The 20,482-nt window shown below is 50.9% G+C and carries 23 protein-coding genes; 8 read left to right on the top strand and 15 right to left on the bottom strand.

Annotation, left to right across the window (positions count from 1 at the left end; translation table 11 throughout):
• Positions 1–2: 2 nt before the first annotated feature.
• Positions 3–1,661: an HTH-type transcriptional regulator SgrR gene (gene sgrR / locus LVQ76_RS05780; RefSeq protein WP_232864573.1), complete on the bottom strand. Its 1,659-nt coding sequence runs from the start codon at positions 1,659–1,661 to the stop codon at positions 3–5.
• Between the two features lie 93 nt (positions 1,662–1,754).
• On the opposite strand from sgrR, the gene sgrT reads away from it, so the two are divergent.
• Positions 1,755–1,916 (top strand): glucose uptake inhibitor SgrT, encoded by a 162-nt coding sequence (gene sgrT, locus LVQ76_RS05775; protein ID WP_232904553.1) that lies wholly within the window; start codon positions 1,755–1,757, stop codon positions 1,914–1,916.
• 141 nt (positions 1,917–2,057) lie between these two features.
• On the top strand, positions 2,058–3,236 hold the full coding sequence (locus LVQ76_RS05770) for a sugar efflux transporter (protein ID WP_232921200.1): 1,179 nt from the start codon (positions 2,058–2,060) through the stop codon (positions 3,234–3,236).
• A gap of 44 nt (positions 3,237–3,280) precedes the next feature.
• On the opposite strand, the gene hemW is transcribed toward LVQ76_RS05770, so the two are convergent.
• From hemW to LVQ76_RS05745, 5 genes are read right to left on the bottom strand one after another with little or no spacing between them, the layout of a single operon-like run.
• The gene (gene hemW, locus LVQ76_RS05765) at positions 3,281–4,417 is read right to left on the bottom strand and encodes a radical SAM family heme chaperone HemW (RefSeq protein WP_232864570.1); all 1,137 of its coding nucleotides are present in this window, start codon (positions 4,415–4,417) and stop codon (positions 3,281–3,283) included.
• Entirely contained in the window at positions 4,410–5,003 is a 594-nt protein-coding gene (locus tag LVQ76_RS05760) for an XTP/dITP diphosphatase (protein WP_232921199.1), read from the bottom strand. The genes hemW and LVQ76_RS05760 overlap by 8 nt, the downstream gene beginning before the upstream one ends.
• A 28-nt stretch (positions 5,004–5,031) precedes the next feature.
• Entirely contained in the window at positions 5,032–5,322 is a 291-nt protein-coding gene (gene yggU / locus LVQ76_RS05755) for a DUF167 family protein YggU (RefSeq protein ID WP_064513708.1), read from the bottom strand.
• Positions 5,319–5,873, bottom strand: a complete 555-nt coding sequence (locus LVQ76_RS05750) for a YggT family protein (protein ID WP_232864568.1) — start codon at positions 5,871–5,873, stop codon at positions 5,319–5,321. The genes yggU and LVQ76_RS05750 overlap by 4 nt, the downstream gene beginning before the upstream one ends.
• A 25-nt stretch (positions 5,874–5,898) precedes the next feature.
• Positions 5,899–6,603 carry a YggS family pyridoxal phosphate-dependent enzyme gene (locus LVQ76_RS05745; protein WP_232921288.1) on the bottom strand — a complete coding sequence of 235 codons (705 nt, stop codon included), beginning with the start codon at positions 6,601–6,603 and terminating at the stop codon, positions 5,899–5,901.
• A gap of 15 nt (positions 6,604–6,618) precedes the next feature.
• Here LVQ76_RS05745 and LVQ76_RS05740 point away from each other — a divergent pair, with 15 nt between their 5' ends.
• Genes LVQ76_RS05740 through LVQ76_RS05730 form a run of 3 tightly spaced genes read left to right on the top strand, consistent with a single transcriptional unit; the run spans position 6,619 to position 8,348 of the window.
• Positions 6,619–7,623 carry a type IV pilus twitching motility protein PilT gene (locus LVQ76_RS05740; protein WP_232904555.1) on the top strand — a complete coding sequence of 335 codons (1,005 nt, stop codon included), beginning with the start codon at positions 6,619–6,621 and terminating at the stop codon, positions 7,621–7,623.
• Between the two features lie 54 nt (positions 7,624–7,677).
• A complete protein-coding gene (locus LVQ76_RS05735) occupies positions 7,678–7,860 on the top strand; it encodes a type II toxin-antitoxin system HicA family toxin (RefSeq protein WP_232921198.1) in 183 nt (60 codons plus the stop codon).
• Positions 7,861–7,883: 23 nt separating this feature from the next.
• A complete protein-coding gene (locus tag LVQ76_RS05730) occupies positions 7,884–8,348 on the top strand; it encodes a type II toxin-antitoxin system HicB family antitoxin (protein ID WP_232864566.1) in 465 nt (154 codons plus the stop codon).
• On the opposite strand, the gene ruvX is transcribed toward LVQ76_RS05730, so the two are convergent.
• The 8 genes from ruvX to metK form a co-directional block, all read right to left on the bottom strand.
• A complete protein-coding gene (ruvX, locus tag LVQ76_RS05725; RefSeq protein ID WP_034457792.1) occupies positions 8,345–8,764 on the bottom strand; it encodes a Holliday junction resolvase RuvX in 420 nt (139 codons plus the stop codon). The two genes, LVQ76_RS05730 and ruvX, sit on opposite strands and share 4 nt — an antisense overlap.
• Positions 8,764–9,327 (bottom strand): YqgE/AlgH family protein, encoded by a 564-nt coding sequence (locus LVQ76_RS05720; RefSeq protein ID WP_151993152.1) that lies wholly within the window; start codon positions 9,325–9,327, stop codon positions 8,764–8,766. The genes ruvX and LVQ76_RS05720 overlap by 1 nt, the downstream gene beginning before the upstream one ends.
• A gap of 78 nt (positions 9,328–9,405) precedes the next feature.
• Positions 9,406–10,353, bottom strand: a complete 948-nt coding sequence (gene gshB, locus LVQ76_RS05715; RefSeq protein WP_232921197.1) for a glutathione synthase — start codon at positions 10,351–10,353, stop codon at positions 9,406–9,408.
• A gap of 152 nt (positions 10,354–10,505) precedes the next feature.
• Positions 10,506–11,237, bottom strand: coding sequence for a 16S rRNA (uracil(1498)-N(3))-methyltransferase (gene rsmE, locus LVQ76_RS05710; RefSeq protein ID WP_151993154.1), 732 nt, complete (start codon positions 11,235–11,237; stop codon positions 10,506–10,508).
• A 53-nt stretch (positions 11,238–11,290) separates the two neighbouring features.
• Positions 11,291–11,998 carry a deoxyribonuclease I gene (gene endA, locus LVQ76_RS05705; RefSeq protein WP_232904558.1) on the bottom strand — a complete coding sequence of 236 codons (708 nt, stop codon included), beginning with the start codon at positions 11,996–11,998 and terminating at the stop codon, positions 11,291–11,293.
• Between the two features lie 92 nt (positions 11,999–12,090).
• On the bottom strand, positions 12,091–12,606 hold the full coding sequence (locus tag LVQ76_RS05700) for a SprT family zinc-dependent metalloprotease (protein ID WP_232921196.1): 516 nt from the start codon (positions 12,604–12,606) through the stop codon (positions 12,091–12,093).
• A gap of 72 nt (positions 12,607–12,678) precedes the next feature.
• A complete protein-coding gene (locus tag LVQ76_RS05695; RefSeq protein WP_232921195.1) occupies positions 12,679–14,073 on the bottom strand; it encodes a sugar porter family MFS transporter in 1,395 nt (464 codons plus the stop codon).
• A gap of 407 nt (positions 14,074–14,480) precedes the next feature.
• Entirely contained in the window at positions 14,481–15,635 is a 1,155-nt protein-coding gene (metK, locus tag LVQ76_RS05690) for a methionine adenosyltransferase (protein ID WP_034457781.1), read from the bottom strand.
• 669 nt (positions 15,636–16,304) lie between these two features.
• Here metK and yqgB point away from each other — a divergent pair.
• From yqgB to speB, 3 genes are all read left to right on the top strand, one after another.
• Positions 16,305–16,451, top strand: coding sequence for an acid stress response protein YqgB (gene yqgB, locus LVQ76_RS05685; protein WP_147295624.1), 147 nt, complete (start codon positions 16,305–16,307; stop codon positions 16,449–16,451).
• On the top strand, positions 16,444–18,420 hold the full coding sequence (gene speA, locus LVQ76_RS05680) for a biosynthetic arginine decarboxylase (RefSeq protein WP_151993158.1): 1,977 nt from the start codon (positions 16,444–16,446) through the stop codon (positions 18,418–18,420). Before yqgB ends, speA begins: the two co-directional genes overlap by 8 nt.
• A gap of 221 nt (positions 18,421–18,641) precedes the next feature.
• Positions 18,642–19,562: an agmatinase gene (speB, locus tag LVQ76_RS05675; protein WP_034457777.1), complete on the top strand. Its 921-nt coding sequence runs from the start codon at positions 18,642–18,644 to the stop codon at positions 19,560–19,562.
• 142 nt (positions 19,563–19,704) lie between these two features.
• On the opposite strand, the gene loiP is transcribed toward speB, so the two are convergent.
• A complete protein-coding gene (gene loiP, locus LVQ76_RS05670) occupies positions 19,705–20,463 on the bottom strand; it encodes a metalloprotease LoiP (protein WP_034457774.1) in 759 nt (252 codons plus the stop codon).
• Positions 20,464–20,482: the final 19 nt, after the last annotated feature.

The following is a 20,482-nucleotide window of genomic DNA, read 5'->3' as shown; positions in this document are numbered from 1 at the left end:
TATTAAGGTTCCGGTGGTGCAAACCATGCCGATTTAAAGTCAAACCAGCCGAGCGTGTTCATACGCACGCCGCGCATACTGCGCTGCCCTTCAATGCGCAACCAATGGTGGATTAATGGCAAAATATCATTGTTTTCAACTCGCTTCTGGCACCATTCAGGCAAAGAAAGCTCGCCGTTGTGCCATTTCCGGGTATCGGTTTCCCAGTCATTTTCGATGCATTTTTGAATCAGAGGGACTTCATACAGATGCGAATAAAGGGAGAATTCTAAAGGCAGAGTGAAGTTTGCGCTGTTAAGCCAGATATCGCTTTCGGCATTGCCCTGGTGCCACTCCTCATAGCTGACTTCCTGCACCACAAGCTTAACGCCTGCGCGAGCCAGCAGTTCCTCCATGACTTTACTGATAACCCGGTGTTCGACGTGATCGCGGTAAAACGTCAGCGTTACAGATTCCAGACCAGCAGGTTTTTCAAACACCGGTTGTGGACGTGCGTGGTGCCAGCGCGGCAGTAAACCATACGCCGGGAACCAGTACTGCTGGTTTTGAGCTCCCGCGCTATAAAGCAGATGAATGGGGGCCAACATATGGCTTAGCCAGCGGCGAACGTCGTCATTACTGCCAGATTTGGAGCGTCTATCAAACAAAATGTAATAGCAACCTTCTTCCAGGCGGCTTTCGACGGCTTTTTCACTGTCAGGCATGCCCGATAGTTGCACTGCGCAACTGACATCTTCACCGATCTCTGGCAATACCCAGAAATTTACCTCGTCAATCAATGCGCGATAGCCGAAGTAATCATCGTAAGCCTGAATCTTCAGCTGGTTAGTATTATTGCGCACAACGGAGTACGGCCCAGTACCGACTGGCTGGCGTGAAAAATTGCTTAGGGTTTGCCATTCACGGGGCAGAATCATGGCATGAACGCTACCCAGCAACCACGGCAACCAGTTGTCCGGTTGCGAAAGGGTGATATCCAGTGTCCACGCGGTAGGTGAGGTGATTTGCGTAATGTGCGAATACAGCGGCAGCGCGTTAATCCGCTGTAAAGAGGTGACCACATCCAGCATGTCCAGCTCGCGGCCATGGTGAAAATGAATGCCGGGGCGCAAATAAAAACGCCAGTGTAATGGGGAAATTTGCTGCCAGTGATGGGCAATATCTGCTTCCAGTTCCCCATTTTCCTCATTTATACGAATTAAGCCGCTGAAAATTTGGCGGGCAATATGGGTTTCTGAACGACGTAAAGCCGAGCCTGGTAACAGATTTAACAGTGGACGGTAATAGAGAACGCGCAGGATATGCCGACCCTGGCGGAAGCTGCGGCCAAGATGTGAAATCAACATTTGGCGTACAGCGGCTTTATCACCAACGATCTGCACCAGTTGATCGATCCTGTCTTGCTCAAGAAGATCTTCAGCCCGCTGTTGCTGGAGTGCAAGGCCTGTATACAGGAATTCCAGCTGTGAACGCTTGCCGCGCCCGACCTCTGCTTTCCAACTGAGCCAACCCGTTTCCTGCATTGCACTAAGCAGCGTACGCATATGGCGACGGGAGCAATTCAGCAGATCTGCCAGCTCATTGAGCGTGGTTTCCTGCGGCTTACCTTCAAAGTTTTGCCATAAACGTATGAACTGTTGTTGCAGACGACTGCTGGACATAAAAGAGGAACTCCCGTCAGAAACTCATCAATTTAACTTTCCTCATATTACGCCAATAATCATCAACGTTGAAACGAGGAAGTGGAGATGTATATGAAACGGTCACCAGTTATTAAGTTCTATCATCAGTATTTTGCCGCAACACAAAATGTTTCTGCTGGATGGCTGGCTCGCCTGACAGCAACGCAACGTTTAAGGATGCTTGAGGACTTAATGCAGTGGGAGGTGACAACTTCCGTGACCGTGGAGCACTAACTCGTTGATACATGTGTGACTGAGAATTGGTGAATTTCACCTGGCCAGCAGATTGTTCCTGCTGGCTTTTTTATACCCGTTAGTAGGGTATAGTTTACGTTTTGCACACCCAATGAGCGCTCGAACAAAAGGAATTTCTGCATGCTGTGGTTTTTGACACGAGGACGACGCCTCAACCCGGTATACGCTGCGTTTATGGCAGTAGCTTTTATGATGGGGATTGCGGGAGCACTCCAGGCGCCCACTCTTAGCCTGTTTTTAAGTCGCGAAGTAGAAGTGCGCCCATTCTGGGTTGGGATGTTTTATACCGTTAATGCGATAGCCGGGATCCTCGTCAGCCTTGCGTTGGCGAAGCGTTCAGATAACCGGGGCGACAGGCGAAAACTGATTATGGTTTGCTGCGTTATGGCCGTGGCAAACTGCGTGTTGTTTGCTTTTAACCGCCATTACCTGACGTTAATCACCATTGGCGTTATGTTCGCGTCTATTGCCAACACGGCGATGCCACAAATCTTCGCTCTTGCTCGTGAGTATGCAGATAACTCAGCACGTGAAGTGGTGATGTTCAGCTCAATCATGCGTGCTCAGCTCTCCCTTGCGTGGGTTATCGGGCCGCCATTATCGTTTATGCTGGCGCTAAACTACGGTTTTACCACTATGTTTCTTATCGCGGCCGGGATTTTCGTTATCTCGCTCGCGCTCATCTTCTTCGCACTTCCTTCAGTTGCAAGGATTGAGCAGCCCGCGGATGTTGCCCTCACACAAGTCAGCGGCTGGAAAGATAAAAACGTCCGTATGTTGTTTATCGCCTCGATGCTGATGTGGACCTGCAACACCATGTACATCATTGATATGCCTCTGTGGGTCAGTAGTGATTTAGGGTTACCTGAATCACTGGCGGGGCTTTTGATGGGAACGGCTGCGGGGCTTGAGATCCCGGCTATGATCCTTGCAGGTTACTACGTTAAGCGTTTTGGTAAACGCCGTATGATGGTAATTGCTGTGGCGGCTGGTGTGTTGTTTTACGTTGGTTTGATTCTGTTCCATAGCCGCACTGCGTTAATCCTTCTCCAGCTGTTTAATGCGGTGTTTATCGGCATTGTCGCGGGAATCGGGATGTTGTGGTTCCAGGATTTAATGCCCGGCAGGCCGGGTTCGGCGACTACCCTGTTTACTAACAGTATTTCGACGGGCGTGATTCTGGCGGGTGTTTTACAGGGAGCACTGGCGGAAAGTTTTGGGCACCATTCGGTGTACTGGCTGATTGCCGGGCTGTCGGTGCTGGCGTTGATTTTGACCAGCCGGGTGAAGAATATTTAAGCTGAAATAATGTCGGATGACGTTGCGCGTCATCCGACAGCTAATCAGTCGGCCAGAAAAATCTCTAATAACGAATTCAAAAACAGCTTTCCGTGCTCGGTAATCTGCCAAAAATCTTCTGTCTCAACCAAATAATCCTTCGCAATTGCTTCGTCTAACTGCGCACGAATCACCGACTCATCAAGCCCGGTATACAGGCTAAATTCGTTGCGTGGCGCTGCTTCCAGCAGGCGGAAACGGTTCATAAAGAACTCGAATGGCTTGTCGGCTTGTTCAACATCGTGCTGCTTATCGAGGTATTTACCTTCCATATAACCGCGCGGATGGCGTGTTTTTGCGGTGCGCAAAATACGGCCGTCTGGAAATGTAACTTTACCGTGCGCACCGCAGCCAATCCCCAGGTAATCACCAAAGCGCCAGTAGTTCAGATTGTGCTGGCATTGGTAACCCGGTTTTGCATAGGCTGAGGTTTCATATTGCTGATATCCCGCAGCGGTCAACAGCTTGTCGCCTTGCTCGAAAATATCCCATAACGCGTCATCATCCGGCAATTTTGGCGGGCGTGAGCTAAACAAAGTATTCGGCTCAATCGTCAGCTGATACCACGAAAGATGCGGAGGATTGAGCTCAATCGCCTGGCGCAAATCGTCGAGCGCCTCTTCCAAAGATTGATCCGGCAAGCCGTGCATGAGATCCAGGTTAAAGCTGCGCAAGCCAAGCCCGCTAGCCAGATGTGCTGCACGCTTTGCTTCGCCAGAATCGTGAATACGCCCCAGGCGCTTGAGTTTCGGTTCGCTGAAACTCTGCACACCGATAGAAATGCGGTTCACGCCGGCGCGCTGGTAACTCACGAAACGGTCTGCTTCTACCGTCCCGGGGTTAGCTTCCATAGTGATTTCCGCATCTGCTGCCAACGGCAGGCGAGCACGCACACCGTCGAGCAGGTTTTGCATCGCCTCGCCTGAAAGCAGACTCGGCGTACCGCCACCAATAAAGATGGTCTTTATTTCACGTCCTTGTGCCATTGGCGCGTCATTTTCCAGATCGCGCAATAGGTGGGCGACATACTCGTCGTGCGGTACGTCGCCTTTGAGTGCATGAGAGTTGAAGTCACAGTAGGGGCACTTCTGTACGCACCACGGGATGTGAATATAGAGACTCAGAGGTGGCAAATTAGCCATTTTTCATTGCTTCCAGTAACAGTTTTAGTGCGCGTCCACGGTGGGAAATCGCACGTTTTTCATCACGAGTCAGTTCAGCGGCAGTTTTGCCTTCACTCGGGACGAAGAAAATAGGGTCGTAGCCAAAGCCACCCTGGCCTGCAGCTTCGTGGGTAATCTGACCTTCCCAGCTACCGTGACACACGAGTGGCGTTGGATCTTCTGCGTGGCGCATATACACCAGCACACAATGGAATCGCGCTTTACGTTGCTCGTCCGGCACATCTTTCAATGTAGTGAGTAACTTTTCCAGGTTCTGCTGATCTGAGGCATCAACACCTGCATAGCGTGCGGAGTAAATCCCCGGCGCGCCACCAAGCACATCAACAGCCAGACCGGAGTCATCGGCAATTGCAGGCAGGCCGGTAACTTGTGATGCATGGCGTGCTTTCAGAATCGCATTCTCGATAAACGTCAGGCCGGTTTCTTCGGCTGACTCAACGCCCAGCTCAGTTTGCGCCACGACATCCAGACCAAAATCGCCCAGTAAATCGGCGAGTTCACGCACTTTACCGGCGTTACCGGTCGCGAGGACAACTTTTTGCATAGTGAGAAAATCCTGTGAAATTGGCTAATTATTCGAGCAAAGCCGCGACTTCCGTCGGGATGTGTTGCGGGTCGATAATCTTAATTTGTTTATGACGGCCCAGTTCGCCTTTCTCAAGCAGCACCTGGCTTTTGGCAACTTTGAACTGCTTAGCCAGGTATTTTACCAGATGAGCGTTGGCTTTGCCGTCTATCGGCGGGGCGGTGATGGCGACTTTTAGCTCGTCGCCATGCAGCCCAATAATACTATCCCGGCTGGCTTTAGGCTGAATATACAGCCGTAAAACCAGCCCGTCAGAGTTAAGACTCACTGCACTCACAGCAAATACCAAAGCCCCGGGAACAAGTCCATGCCGAGGTAATTCAGCGCATAGAGAATCAAAATGACGATCATCGCTGAAAAATCGATGCCACCCATGGCTGGAAGCACGCGGCGAATTGGCGCCATCATTGGCTCAGTTAGTTGCATCAAAACGTATTCAATTGGGCTGCGGCCCTGGCTTATCCAGCTCATCAGCGAGCGGATAATAATCACCCAAAACACCAGCGTACCGGCGGATTTGAGCAGTGATAACAAGCCAACAAGCAAGTTCATCGGGTCAAGCGACAATGCGCCAACCTGAATGAGCAGCAAAACCGGGTACTTCAATGTGGTGAGAATAAACGCCAGCAACAATGAAGATGTATCAATCGGGCCAATGGATGGAATTACCCGGCGCAGTGGCCCGACAATCGGTTGAGTAATCTTGACGATAAACTGTGCAAAAGGATTATAAAAATCACAACGTGACCACTGCATCCAGATGCGAATCAGCAGCACCATTACATACAGTTCAATCAGCGTTTTGACCAGGAAAGTCAACGTCAGCATGGCGTTCCTCAACAATTATAATGAATTAACGAGCAGGGTAATCCCGCGCGCCGAAAATAGCGGTTCCAATGCGCACCATGGTGCTGCCTGCAGCAATCGCGGCGTCCATGTCATCGGTCATGCCCAGGGACAACGTATCAACCGTTGGATAACGGTTTTTGAGCGATGTGAAAGCGTCTGCCATTTTCTGGCAAACCGCTAACTGATGCTCGTAATCAGGTTCAGGGGCAGGAATTGCCATCAAACCTCGTAACACCAAACCCGGCAGAGCAGCGACATCAGCCGCCAGTGCATCAAGCTCACTGAGCGCAATGCCGGATTTGCTTTGCTCATCACTAATATTAATTTGAATCAGTACGTTAAGCGGCGGCAGCTCAGTTGGGCGCTGTTCGCTCAGGCGAGTTGCAATTCGCAAACGATCGACGGTGTGGCACCAGTCAAAATGTTCAGCAACCAGACGGCTTTTGTTCGACTGCAATGGGCCGATAAAGTGCCATTCCAGTGGGATCTCACCGTTTTCGGTAAAGTAACGAATTTTGTCCACGCCTTCTTGCACGTAGTTTTCACCAAAAATACGTTGTCCGGCAGCAACGGCTTCTGCGATGGCGCTCGCAGGCTTCGTTTTGCTGACTGCAAGCAGAGTAACTTCTTCTGGAGCACGGCCGCAGCGTTCAGTTGCCGTCAGGATTTTGTTCTGAACCTGTGCCAGATTGTGCGCTATCTCGTTCATAGGTTGGAAAGTGATATGGATATCGAAGAAATTGTGGCCCTTAGTGTAAAGCATAATGTCTCTGATCTACACCTGTGCGCGCAGCTTCCTGCTCGTTGGCGCAGACGAGGGCGGCTTGAACCTGTGCCTGAAAACGCGCCAGCCCCAGCAACGTTGCTGGGTGCCTGGCTGACAAACGGGCAAAGAGAAGAGCTGGAAGAGCATGGGCAATTGGATTTTGCTGTCACCCTCGCGAGCGGTACGCGGCTGCGTGCCAATGCTTTTCACCAGTTGCAGGGGGACTCACTCGCACTGCGGATACTCGCTTCCCACACTCCAAAACTTGAATCGCTAAACGTTCCTGCCATTGTCCCGGAATTACTAAAATCTGCTGATGGATTGATTCTGGTAACGGGGGCCACAGGCAGTGGGAAATCCACCACGCTTGCCGCGATGGTAGACCACCTAAATCATCAGCTCGACGGGCATATTCTCACACTGGAAGATCCTATCGAGTTTGTTCACTACTCGCAGCGTTGTTTGATTCAACAGCGGGAGCCTGGTCGGCATTGCCGATCGTTTGCCGCCGGTTTACGTGCGGCACTTCGCGAAGATCCAGACGTTATTTTGCTGGGGGAATTGCGCGACAGCGAAACTATACGCCTTGCGCTTACTGCAGCAGAAACCGGGCATCTGGTATTAGCCACACTCCATACTCGCGGGGCGGCGCAAGCCGTGGAGCGTCTCGTAGACGTCTTTCCCGCAGAAGAAAAAAACATGGTGCGTAGCCAACTGGCGGGCAGTTTAAAAGCAGTGCTGGCGCAGAAATTATTGCCTGATAGCCGTGGAGGGAGGGCGGCAGTGTTCGAATTACTGGTTAATACACCCGCCGTGGCGAGCCTTATCCGTGAAGGGAAAACCCACCAATTACCGGGGCAGATTCAAACTGGACAGCAGTATGGCATGCAAAGTTTTGCTCAAGGTGAAGCGGTGTTACGTGCGGAAGGTCGTATTGCCGATGGGGAAAAAAATGATGGTTAAAATTATTGCCTCTGTGTGTATTGGTGTGTATTGTTTTTCCATCAGGAGAAAACCATGAATTCTTCTGACCTTATTAAGGAACTGAAGGCCGCAGGATGCGAACCCGCCAGAAATTCTGGATGCAGCCACTGGATATGGTGGTCGCCAAATACTGGGAAAACTTTCCCGGTTCCGCATCCAAAGAAAGATCTTCCCATCGGTACTGTCAGATCCATTCGTAAACGCGCGGGAATATGATTCCCAACTCACGGAGATTACCTATGTTTTTTTCTGTTGGCGTGGAGATGCCTGCAAACGAGAACGAAGCGTTCGGTCTGGTTGTGCCGGCGTTATGCAATGATGAGTTTGGCTGTGTATCAGCGGCAGATTATCAGGATGAAATCGCAGAAATGGTACGCGAAGCCATTTTGTTGATTGTTGATCTAATGGTTGAGCGCGGTATGGATATCACCCAGCTTAAAGATGCCGGGCCATTCGTCTACGCGGCAAATCCAGAATATGCGTATTGTAGCCAGTGGCTGCTCGTGGATGTGGATTTGTCAGCCCTGGAAGGAAAGCAGCAGCGGATCAATATTTCACTGCCAGATGCCCTTTTGGAACGAATTGATAACCGTGTAAAACAGCCATCATCGGGTTACCGGGATCGCAGTCATTTTCTGGCGGTCGCAGCAAGGCATGAGCTGATTAATGAGTCTTCAGACATGCCTGACAACAAAAAAGACTAAGGATTATAGTCAAACCAGCTTTCAAGAATGATAACTGCCGATGCAGAGTCAATACTGCCTTTATTGAGGGCGCGGAAACCGCCGTGCTCGAATAACCCAGCGCGTGCTTCCACGGTGCTGAGGCGTTCATCCTGCAAAGAGACTTTTACGCCAAAGCGGCCATGCAGGCGGTTGGCAAATTTACGTGCACGTGCGGTGAGTGGTTGCTCGGTGCCATCCATATTCAGTGGCAAGCCTACGACGACTTCATCGGGTTGCCACTCTTTGAGGATTTTCTCGATAACGTTCCAGTCGGGTGTGCCGTCTTGTGCTTTCAGTGCAGTTAAGGGGCGTGCCGTCCTGGTAATGCGTTGGCCGATGGCGACACCAATACTTTTGGTACCGAAATCAAAGGCTAATAAAGTTCCACTGCTCATCAGGCGTGTCCCGCTTCACTTGGCATGTTATGGATATCAATGCCGATTAATTTTGCGGCTTCACGCCAGCGTTCAGAAATCGGGGTGTGGAAAAGAATAGAGGCATCTGCCGGAGCTGTTAGCCACGCATTGTCCAGAATCTCTTGTTCCAGTTGGCCTTTTTCCCACGAGGAATAACCGAGTGCGACAATCACATCCGCAGGCTGTTTTGCCGTGCCGATGGTTTCCAGGACATCGCGAGATGTGGTGATCACCGTGTCATCTGAAATACGGATACTGGAGGCGAAACAGTCTGGGGCGGAATGCAAAATAAAACCACGGTCTTCCGCCAGCGGGCCGCCAATAAAAACAGGCTTATCAAGGCGAATAGCTGGGTCACGTGGCTCCGGGTCGATCTTTAGTTTTTGCAGGACACCGTCAACCTTGAGATTTTCGAGGGGTTTATTAATGATTATCCCCATCGCTCCGTCTTCGTTGTATTCGCAAATATAAACGACAGCACGCTTAAACAATGGGTCCTGGAGCGCCGGCATGGCAATTAGAAAGTGATGCTGTAAATTCATTGTCAGAGGTTCTGGTTCCGGTTGAAAAAGCGAGCAGTCAGTTTATCACTACTGAGCGGGCTAAACCCGCTCACAGGACTATTTTGCCAGACGTGTCTCGATAGCATCAAACAACATGCCAGTTATAGAAACCGGGAATTCAGCTTCGATTTCACGAATACAGGTTGGACTGGTGACGTTAATCTCAGTCAGGCGATCGCCGATGATATCCAGGCCAACAAAAATCAACCCTTTCGCTTTAAGAGTAGGGCCAACACGACGGGCAATTTCCCAGTCGCTTTCGGTCAATGGGCGCGGTTCGCCACGGCCACCTGCTGCCAGGTTGCCACGAGTTTCGCCACCTTGTGGAATACGCGCCAGGCAATACGGCACAGGTTCGCCATCAACCACCAGAACACGCTTGTCGCCATCGACAATCGCAGGCAGGTAATTTTGCGCCATGCAGTACCGGTTGCCGAGTTCAGTCAGCGTTTCCGCGATAACACCAATGTTAGGGTCGCCTTCTTTAACACGGAAAATTGAAGCGCCACCCATGCCATCTAACGGCTTGAGGATAATGTCACCGTGCTTTTGCCAGAACGCTTTAAGCTGCGCTTTGTTGCGTGTCACCAGCGTTTCTGGCGTCAAATCAGCAAACCAGGCGGTGAACAGCTTTTCGTTACAATCGCGCAGACTTTGCGGTTTGTTAACGATCAACGTGCCTTGTTCTTCGGCGCGCTCAAGAATGTACGTCGCGTAGATAAATTCGGTATCAAACGGAGGATCTTTACGCATCAATATGATGTCGAGATCGGCAAGCTGGATGTCTTGCTCACTACCAAATTTGTACCATTTATCGTAGTTCTGCTCGACAGTGACCAGGCGAGTGCGTGCGTGTGCTTCGCCGTTGATCAAATACAGATCGGCCATTTCCATGTAATGCAGTTCATAACCACGGCGCTGTGCTTCCAGCAGCATGGCAAAGCTTGAGTCTTTCTTGATGTTAATGTTTGCGATGGGGTCCATCACGATGCCGAGCTTGATCATTGTTTTTCTCCATTAAAGCTGGCTACAGGGCGTTATCGTTGCGGGCAGTCTGGGTGCGGACAGCGCGCAGTATTCGCAGCGTACATTAGTACGTGAGAATGCGAGCACTGCCCAAGGCCAGAATGGCAAAAAAGATAGCCTTGTACCAGTTTTTAGCCCAGGTCGCCAAAACGCACTTGCAGCGCGGTAATGGCGGTGAGCGCGGTAGTCTCAGTACGCAGAACGCGAGGTCCCAACAGAATATCAGTAAACTGGTGACGTGCGGTCATGGCAATTTCATCCGCCGTTAAACCGCCTTCCGGGCCAATTAGCAGGCGCACACGTTCAACAGGTTGCGGCAATGTATTAATACTGGCGCTGGCACGAGGATGCAGATTGAGCTTCAGACTCGCATCTTCTTCAGCACACCACACTTCAAGATCCATCGCCGGGCGCACTTCCGGCACGATATTTCGACCGCATTGCTCGCAGGCTGCAATAGCAATTTTCTGCCACTGGCCGAGCTTCTTATTCAGGCGCTCGGCATCCAGTTTTACGCCACAGCGTTCGGAAAACAAAGGCGTAATCACGTTCACACCCAGCTCGACTGCTTTCTGAATAGTGAATTCCATCTTTTCACCGCGCGACATCACCTGACCGAGATGTAGATGAAGTGGGGACTCACGGTCATCAACATTTGCGCTCAGGACTTTGACCCGCACGCTTTTTTTATCGGCCTGAACAATTTCAGCCTCAAAAATCTGATTGCTGCCGTCAAACAATTGCAACGCGTGGCCTGCACTCATGCGCAGTACGCGACCAACATGGTTTGCTGCATCTTCGCAAAGTGCTATGTCCTGGCCGACGGAAAGGAGTTCAGGGTGATGAATGCGGGGTATACGCATGGTTTTTAATATCCAAAAGCGGGAACAGTGATAACAATTCCCGCTAGTGTAGGTTAGCTGTTTTGTGCCTGGCAAGCCCGCAGCACATAAGGGTTATGATTGCCCTGAACTTTAGCGATGCGTTCGTCGCGCTCACACTCCCAGGTGGTGACTGGATATTGCTTATTCCACGCCTCAAATAGTTGGGTTTGCTGGCGAGAAAGGTTGAGCTGATATTGGTCACGCATATAGAAGTAGGTGCGGGCGATGGCGCCACGGGCTCGCGCTGGTGGCTCGGCAATCTTCTCTTTAAAGTCCACTTTCATGGCACATTGTCCATACTGGCCTTCACCGCCATTCCACTGGCTATACATAAAGTTGTTACGGTCAGCATTCACTTCACCAACCGCCGGTTGCAGGTTATGCATATCGCTTTCCATCTTGCGATATTCCGGGTCTTTAGCGCAGTTTTTACGGCCACCATCTTGCCAACACTGGCGCTGATGGCCGAATTGCCAGGCTGGAACAACATGTTCCCATTCGATACGTGAGGCGCGGTTTTCATTTTTACGCACTTTGTAGCCGCATGACGCTAGATCGGGAACACCTTTTTTCCCTTCCCAGTTAATTTTACATCCACAGTAAAAGTCACCTGGCGCGTCGGCATTCACTTTGGCACCAGCCGCTTTTGCCTGAGAGAAATTATTGATACCGGCGCTGAACGTAGAGAAAGAGCAGAGGGCTGCAACAAGTGCAACAGCCAAAGAAATTTTGCGAGACATTTCCAGAATCCTTTTTAAAACGTGCTCGCACGGTACTTGAAGCTTTATTGGGATTCAATAAGCTAAATCAGGAAACTTTATGAATAATATTTTTAATTACAGGGAGTTGTAACGTCAGGTTTTAACAGGTCGCCACATTGCACGCAGCGGTATTCTGATTCGCCGCGCAAAACTTTGTTATGACGGCGTACCGTCAACTGATGTTGTTGGCAACGGCAGCGATACGGGAAGGTGTTTTTGCGAACGGATTGCACTTCAAACTTATGTGTCCGGCGGGCAGGAACACCAAGTACTGTTTCCATCATCCATTTCCACTCTTTGCCATGTGGCGCTGCGCGCCCAAAGTGTTTCCACACCAACAAATGAGCCAGTTCGTGCGGCACCACCTCATCAATAAAGGTTTGCTGGTTTTCCATTAACAACACCGGGTTGAGGCGGATTTCGTAGCTATCCATCCATGCGGTGCCCGCAGCAGTGCCTCGCTGCTGATATACCAGTTTCGGTTCCGGGTAGTTACGGCCTAAGTGCAGATTTGCCTGTTGAAGCTTTTCCCGTAGGCAACGCATAACGGCTTGTTGGATGGCGATGGGGAGTCTTGGGGATTTCATAGCGGCAAAGAATAGTGCGAGGTGGTGCAGGGTGCAAGCCCTTCTCCCGTTAAGGAGAAGGGCGGCTATTGCTTAGTTGTGAGCACCAATCTCACGTAACCGGCGACCTTTCATCAGGTTACGTTCGATGTGTTCCAGGGAAACGTGTTTAGTTTCCGGAACCAGCCACACAGTGAGAACAATAAAGAACAGGTTCAACGCGGCGTATACCCAGAAGGTATTCGCATTGCCCAGCGTGTTAAGCATGGTCAGGAACGTTGCACCGACAATCATGTTCGCAATCCAGTTGGTGGCGGTTGAGCAAGTGATACCAAAATCACGCCCTTTAAGCGGCTGGATTTCAGAACACAGTACCCAAATCAGCGGGCCGGCACTCATTGCAAAACCAACGATAAACATCAGCAGCATGGCGATAGCGAAGTATTGCGCGCCCTGGGAATGAATACCGATATGCAGCATGGTGCCAAGCACGCCCATACCCACTGCCATCACCATGAAGCCCAGCACCAGCGTGGGTTTACGGCCCCAGCGGTCAACCAGGCCGATGGCAATAAAGGTCGCCAGAACGTTAATCAGGCCGACGATTACCGTGCCCCACATTTGTTGCGTAGTGTTGGTGAAACCGGCGATTTCAAAGATTTTCGGTGCGTAATACATGATGACGTTCATACCGGTGAACTGTTGCATCACCTGAAGCAGAACACCCAGGAACACGGCACGACGGAAGTGGCTGTTTTCTTTAAACAATGACCAGCCGCTTTGTTTCACCTTCAGGCTTTCACGGATTTCTTCCAGTTCGCGTTTTGCTTCGGCACTGGTGTCACGTAAGCGCATCAGGACACGCTCAGCATCATGGAAGCGACGTTTTGCGGCGAACCAACGTGGGCTGTCTGGCAGGAAGAAGACGCCTACAAGCAAGATCAAAGCAGGAATGGTGATAACACCCAGCATCCAGCGCCATGAGCCGTTATAGCTGAAAGCTGTATCGGAAAGGTAAGCGCCAAGAATACCGATGGTAATCATCAACTGGTACATCGAGATCATGCTGCCACGGATTTTCTCAGGAGCAATTTCTGACAGGTAAAGCGGGGCGGTATAAGACGCAACACCGACTGCCAGGCCGAGCAAGACACGGGAGAGAATCAGAATTTCAGTGTTCGGTGCAAAAGCCGAGCACAGTGAACCTGCAACGAAAAGTACTGCGCCAATCATCAGGCTGTATTTACGCCCGATGCGGAAGGAGAGCCAACCACTGCCAACGGCACCGACAGCGGCACCAAACATCATCGAACTCACAACCCACTCTTGCTGGTGCGCAGTTATCTGGAAATCTTTAGCGATAAACGGTAACGCACCGGCAATCACACCGATATCGAGGCCAAATAACAAACCGGCCAGGGCTGCAAGAAAACAGACAAAAAAGGTCATGCTTTTGTTCGAGCGCCCTTGTTTTTTTATTTCAGGCATAGTGCTCTCCAGTTGAATAATTTGGGGGATATCTCGCTATTAAGGTTAGGTTAACGCGACGTAAAATTGTGTGATTCAACTCACGTTAGTGTAATCGGTTACACTAGTGTCAAGAACTGTATGTATAATTTATTTAATTAAAACAGTGAATTGAGTGTAGAAAATAAAACCAAAATTTTCCATGCAAGACTAATCTGAAATGTTTTGTAACTAGCGCAGCAACAAAATGTTGTCATGCAGAACTGTCTTAATTAATGCCTTGTTAACGACAATGTAACCGTTTCCACTGGTGTTGTTTGTTACGAGAGATTTTGCGGGAAGAGGGTTTAAGTACTGAAGGGGAGTGAAAAATGAAAAAGGCCAGCGAAGCGCTGGCCTTTAAAGTTTGATGGTGAATTGGCGAGGAGTTATTTCAGGCCAGCAGCATCACGCAGCAATTCTGCTTTGTCGGTTTTTTCCCAAGGGAAATGCTCACGACCAAAGTGACCGTATGCTGCGGTTTCTTTGTAGATTGGGTGCAGCAGATCCAGCATCTGAATCAGGCCGTACGGACGCAGGTCGAAGAACTCACGTACCAGCAGGGTCAATTGCTCGGTAGAGATTTTCTCAGTACCGAAGGTTTCAACCATGATGGAAGTTGGCTCAGCAACGCCGATTGCGTAAGAAACCTGGATTTCACAGCGGTCAGCAAGGCCAGCAGCAACGATGTTTTTCGCCACATAACGTGCCGCATACGCTGCAGAACGGTCCACTTTAGATGGATCTTTACCAGAGAATGCACCGCCGCCGTGACGAGCCATGCCGCCGTAGGTATCAACGATAATTTTACGACCGGTCAGACCGCAGTCACCCATTGGGCCACCGATAACAAAACGGCCTGTTGGGTTGATGTGGTATTTAGTGGAAGCATTCAACCATTCTGCTGGCAGAACTGGCTTGATGATCTCTTCCATCACAGCTTCTTGCAGCGTTTTAAGCGCAACATCTTCTGAATGCTGAGTAGACAACACAACCGCATCGATGCCAACGATTTTACCGTCGTCATACTGGAAGGTGATCTGGCTTTTTGCATCCGGACGCAACCATGGCAGTGAGCCATTCTTACGAACTTCAGCCTGGCGTTGAACCAGACGGTGTGCGTAAGTGATTGGCGCTGGCATCAGCACGTCGGTTTCGTTGGTCGCATAACCAAACATCAGGCCCTGGTCGCCTGCACCTTGCTCCAGCGGGTCAGTACGGTCAACGCCCTGATTGATATCCGGGGACTGCTTACCGATAGCGCTCAGCACTGCGCAAGAGTTGGCATCAAAGCCCATATCAGAATGCACGTAGCCGATTTCACGAATCGTTTGACGAGTGATCTCTTCGATATCAACCCAGGCGCTGGTGGTGATTTCACCGCCAACCAGAACCATGCCGGTTTTCACGTAAGTTTCGCAAGCTACGCGCGCTTTTGGATCCTGTTCCAGGATCGCATCAAGCACCGCATCGGAGATTTGGTCAGCGATTTTATCGGGATGCCCTTCTGATACAGACTCGGACGTAAAGAGGTGTTTGGCCATGTTTTATTCACCCTAAGAGAATTAGGTTAGTGCAGACTGCTGTTTATCGGCGCTCGAACCAGTGCGATGTACTGGTAACTTGAGTTTTCACCACAGGTTTCATTTCAGGCAGTCTAACAGTTAATCGGTATAGATGGATTAACATCTGGACGTCTATTCTAGGTTATCCATTAATCAGATTACCAGTGATTTTTACGCCTGCAAGTCTGCGCAAATAATCTCGGGTGGCAAATTTTACTGACAGTGCCGCAATCCAGGGATTTTTACTTTGCAATTTGCGTCTGTTATCGGTATAAAGCGGCGCGCGCGGCTCATTCAACAAGCACACAGTTTTTGTGTTGCCCACTTCCAGCCGGGTTGAGCAAATTTCTGAGCTTTGGCTTGTCGCATACCCAAACCGTATGCGTGGAGGTGATACGATTGAAAAACCGCTTTAATTCGCAAACTCTGGCGACCGTCCAGGTCGTGCATATGCTCCTCGCATCCAGCAATTCTTTGCTACAGCTGCATTCCTTCCGATGTTATTCCCATCTTGGCGCATCGATGGATTCTCGGGCCGGTTTTTAAACCCTCGAAATTCAGAACTTGGGCTCTCTTGTCATCGATAAGAGTATTCTCGTGGTTTCGCCGCTCCGCGCAACGGAGTTCGGTTACGTGTTTTACTATGATATGAAAAAGAAACCGGTCGCACAGTTAGTCTGTCAGCGTCTTATGCTGCTTTTACGCGCTGTTAATGGGTTGTTATTGCGGGATACCCCTGCGATAGTAGTCAACTGTTTTGCACATTCGTTTAAATTTGAGGTTCGCCATGTCTGACAAAATCTCTTCTGTTTCGGGTTCGTCAGTGGGCGAGCAGGATGTACACCGCTCCATGCAGGAGGTTGCCATGAGTTCCCAGGAAGCCAGCAAGATGCTGCGTACTTACAACATTGCCTGGTGGGGCAATAACTATTACGACGTCAACGAACTCGGCCACATTACCGTTTGCCCGGACCCGGATGTCCCGGAAGCGCGTGTTGATCTCGCTGAACTCGTAAAAGCCCGTGAAGCACAGGGGCAGCGTTTACCTGCACTGTTCTGCTTCCCGCAGATTTTGCAGCACCGCCTGCGTTCTATAAATGCAGCGTTCAAACGTGCTCGTGAATCCTATGGCTACAACGGCGACTATTTCCTCGTTTATCCAATCAAAGTGAACCAGCACCGTCGCGTAATTGAATCACTGATTCATTCCGGTGAACCTCTGGGCCTGGAAGCGGGTTCTAAAGCGGAACTGATGGCGGTTCTGGCCCATGCCGGTATGACGCGTTCAGTTATTGTGTGTAACGGCTATAAAGACCGTGAATACATCCGCCTGGCGTTGATCGGCGAGAAGATGGGCCACAAGGTTTATCTGGTCATCGAGAAGATGTCAGAAATCCGCATCGTACTGGAAGAAGCAGAGCGCCTGAATGTAGTGCCACGTCTTGGCGTGCGTGCGCGTCTGGCGTCACAAGGCTCCGGCAAATGGCAGTCTTCTGGTGGTGAGAAATCCAAATTTGGCCTGGCAGCAACGCAGGTTCTGCAACTGGTTGAAATGTTGCGTGAAGCCGGACGTATCGACAGCCTGCAATTGCTGCACTTCCACCTCGGCTCGCAAATGGCAAACATTCGCGATATCGCCACTGGCGTGCGTGAATCTGCCCGTTTCTACGTTGAACTGCACAAGATGGGCGTCAACATCGAATGCTTCGATGTCGGCGGCGGTCTGGGCGTGGACTATGAAGGCACGCGTTCTCAGTCCGATTGTTCGGTCAACTATGGCCTGAACGAATATGCGAACAACATCATTTGGGCGATTGGCGACGCGTGTGAAGAAAACGGCCTGCCGCACCCAACGGTTATCACCGAATCTGGCCGTGCTGTGACCGCGCACCACACCGTTCTGGTGTCTAACATCATCGGTGTTGAGCGTAACGAATACACCACGCCAACGGCTCCGGCTGCAGATGCGTCCCGTGCGCTGCAAAGCATGTGGGAAACCTGGGGCGAAATGCATGAGCCGAACAACCGTCGCTCGCTGCGTGAATGGCTGCACGATAGCCAGAATGATCTGCATGATATCCATACTGGTTACTCAGCGGGGAGTTTCTCCTTGCAAGAACGTGCCTGGGCGGAGCAGCTTTATCTGAGCATGTGCCATGAAATTCAGCGTCTGCTCGACCCAAGTAACCGTGCGCACCGCCCAATCATCGATGAACTGCAAGAGCGTATGGCGGATAAGATTTACGTCAACTTCTCGCTGTTCCAGTCGATGCCGGATGCGTGGGGCATCGACCAGCTGTTCCCGGTGTTACCGCTTGAAGGGCTGAACCAGGTTCCTGAGCGCCGCGCGGTACTGCTGGATATCACTTGTGACTCAGACGGTGCTATCGATCACTACATCGACGGTGACGGTATTGCGACGACCATGCCGATGCCAGAATACGATGCAGAAAATCCACCGCTGTTGGGCTTCTTCATGGTTGGCGCATACCAGGAAATTCTGGGCAACATGCACAACCTGTTTGGCGATACCGAAGCGGTTGACGTGTTTGTCTTCCCTGACGGCAGCGTAGAAGTGGAGCTTTCTGATGAAGGCGATACCGTTGCTGACATGCTGGAATATGTTCAGCTTGATCCGAAAACTTTGCTGAAGCATTTCCGCGATCAGGTTAAACAGACCGATCTGGATGCGGCATTACAGCAGCAGTTCCTCGAAGAGTTTGAGGCTGGGTTGTATGGCTATACTTACTTAGAAGACGAGTAAATTACTCGGCGTACTTCGAGTCGCAGGGGTGTTGGCTGCACTCACTTACCGCCTACCTGCAACGCGAATTACTAGAGTAATGAGTATACAAATAAGGCTACATTCGGCGATAATCCGCGCCAACAAGCAGTCTGAATGAATACAGTCCCTTCCTCGTCGGGTTTAACGACGCGGAGGGGACTTTTTTTTGCTAATCATTACCATCATCGTGAGGTCAAACCATGAGCACCTTAGGCCATCAGTACGACAATTCCCTGGTATCCAATGCCTTCGGTTTTTTACGTTTTCCGCTGAACTTTATGCCATACGACAGCGATGCTGATTGGGTTATCACTGGCGTTCCTTTTGATGCGGCAACGTCTGGCCGTGCAGGTGGACGCCATGGCCCTGCGGCAATCCGTCAGGTGTCTACCAACCTGGCATGGGAAGGTAACCGCTTCCCGTGGAATTTCGACGTGCGCGAGCGCTTGAATGTTGTGGACTGTGGCGACCTGGTTTACGCCTTCGGTGATGCGCGTGACATGAGCGAACGTCTGCAAGCTCACGCAGAAAAACTGCTGGCTGCCGGCAAGCGAATGCTCTCTTTCGGTGGTGACCACTTTGTGACTTTGCCGCTATTGCGTGCCCACGCGAAGCACTTCGGTAAAATGGCGCTGGTACATTTCGATGCGCACACCGATACCTATGCGAATGGTTGCGAGTTCGACCACGGCACCATGTTCTACACCGCACCTAAAGAAGGTTTGATCGACCCGAACCACTCTGTGCAAATTGGTATTCGTACTGAGTTCGATAAAGACAACGGTTTCACCGTGCTGGATGCCGGCCAGGTTAACGACCGCACTGTTGACGACGTGCTGGCTCAGGTTAAGCAGATTGTTGGCGATATGCCGGTTTATCTGACCTTTGATATCGACTGTATCGACCCGGCTTTCGCACCAGGTACTGGTACTCCGGTTATCGGTGGTTTGACGACTGACCGCGCGCTGAAACTGGTCCGTGGTTTGAAAGACCTGAACATCGTGGGTATGGACGTTGTGGAAGTGTCTCCGGCTTACGATCAGTCCGAAATCACCGCACTGGCTGGCGCAACGTTGGCGTTAGAAATGTTGTATATCCAGGCTGCCAAGAAAGGCGAGTAATCAGGCTATTTTACTTGCCATTTTGAACCCGGGCAGTGCTCGCCATCCTCACGTACTGAGTGTACGCTCCGGTGGCTGCGCGCGGTCCGGGTTCAAACTGTCTGCGACAATAACGCCTGAAGTGCTTATTAGTTGACTGAAATTACTTCAAACCATCCGCCGCCATACGGTCGCGAATATGTTGCGCACGTTCGGCTGAAGCGGGGTGGTCATCAAGCATTGAGCTTTGGCGGCCTTCTTCTGCTTTCGCTAACTTCTCAAAACTGGTTGCCAGGCCAATTGGGTTGATTCCACGTTTCCTCAACAAATCATACGAGTAGTCATCAGCTTCAGACTCCTGGCGCTGGGAGAACTGCGCATTCACGAGCTTCTCACCCAAATCACCCAGTTGTGACTGCGATAAACTACCAATCACACCGCCCGCTGATGCTGCTGCTACGCGTGCTGCGTTAGTACCCAACGCAACCTGCATCCCTTTCTTCACATGGCCGAGCGCGACGTGACCCATTTCGTGGCCGATAACTGCTTCGACTTCGTTATCGTTCATCATGTCCATCAGTCCGCTGTATACGCGGATACAGCCGTTAGCCATCGCAAAGGCGTTCACATCTTTGGTGACGTACACCTTGTAGTTCACCGGCATGCCGTTGATGTTGTCGCCCAGGGCTGAGGAAATTTTGCTGAGACGTTTAGCATATTCGCTGCTGGCTGGTGCGATGCTGGCTTTGCTGTCGAGCTCCGCACAAGATTTGTCACTCAACTCTTTCACCTGCGCATCACTTAATGTGTACGCCTGAAATGCTTCCGCACCGGAAGCGAGCAGACCGTTAGAGTCCATGTTCTGGCAGCCGCTCAGTAGGGCAGCAACGCTCAGGCTTAATAAAATTGGGCGCAATTTCATGCCAATATCCTTAATTAGT

This window comes from Buttiauxella cochleicola, assembly GCF_021283185.1.
Classification (GTDB): Bacteria; Pseudomonadota; Gammaproteobacteria; order Enterobacterales; family Enterobacteriaceae; genus Buttiauxella; species Buttiauxella massiliensis.
Note: the sequence above shows the minus strand (reverse complement) of the source record. Positions and strands in the feature narration are given on the sequence as shown.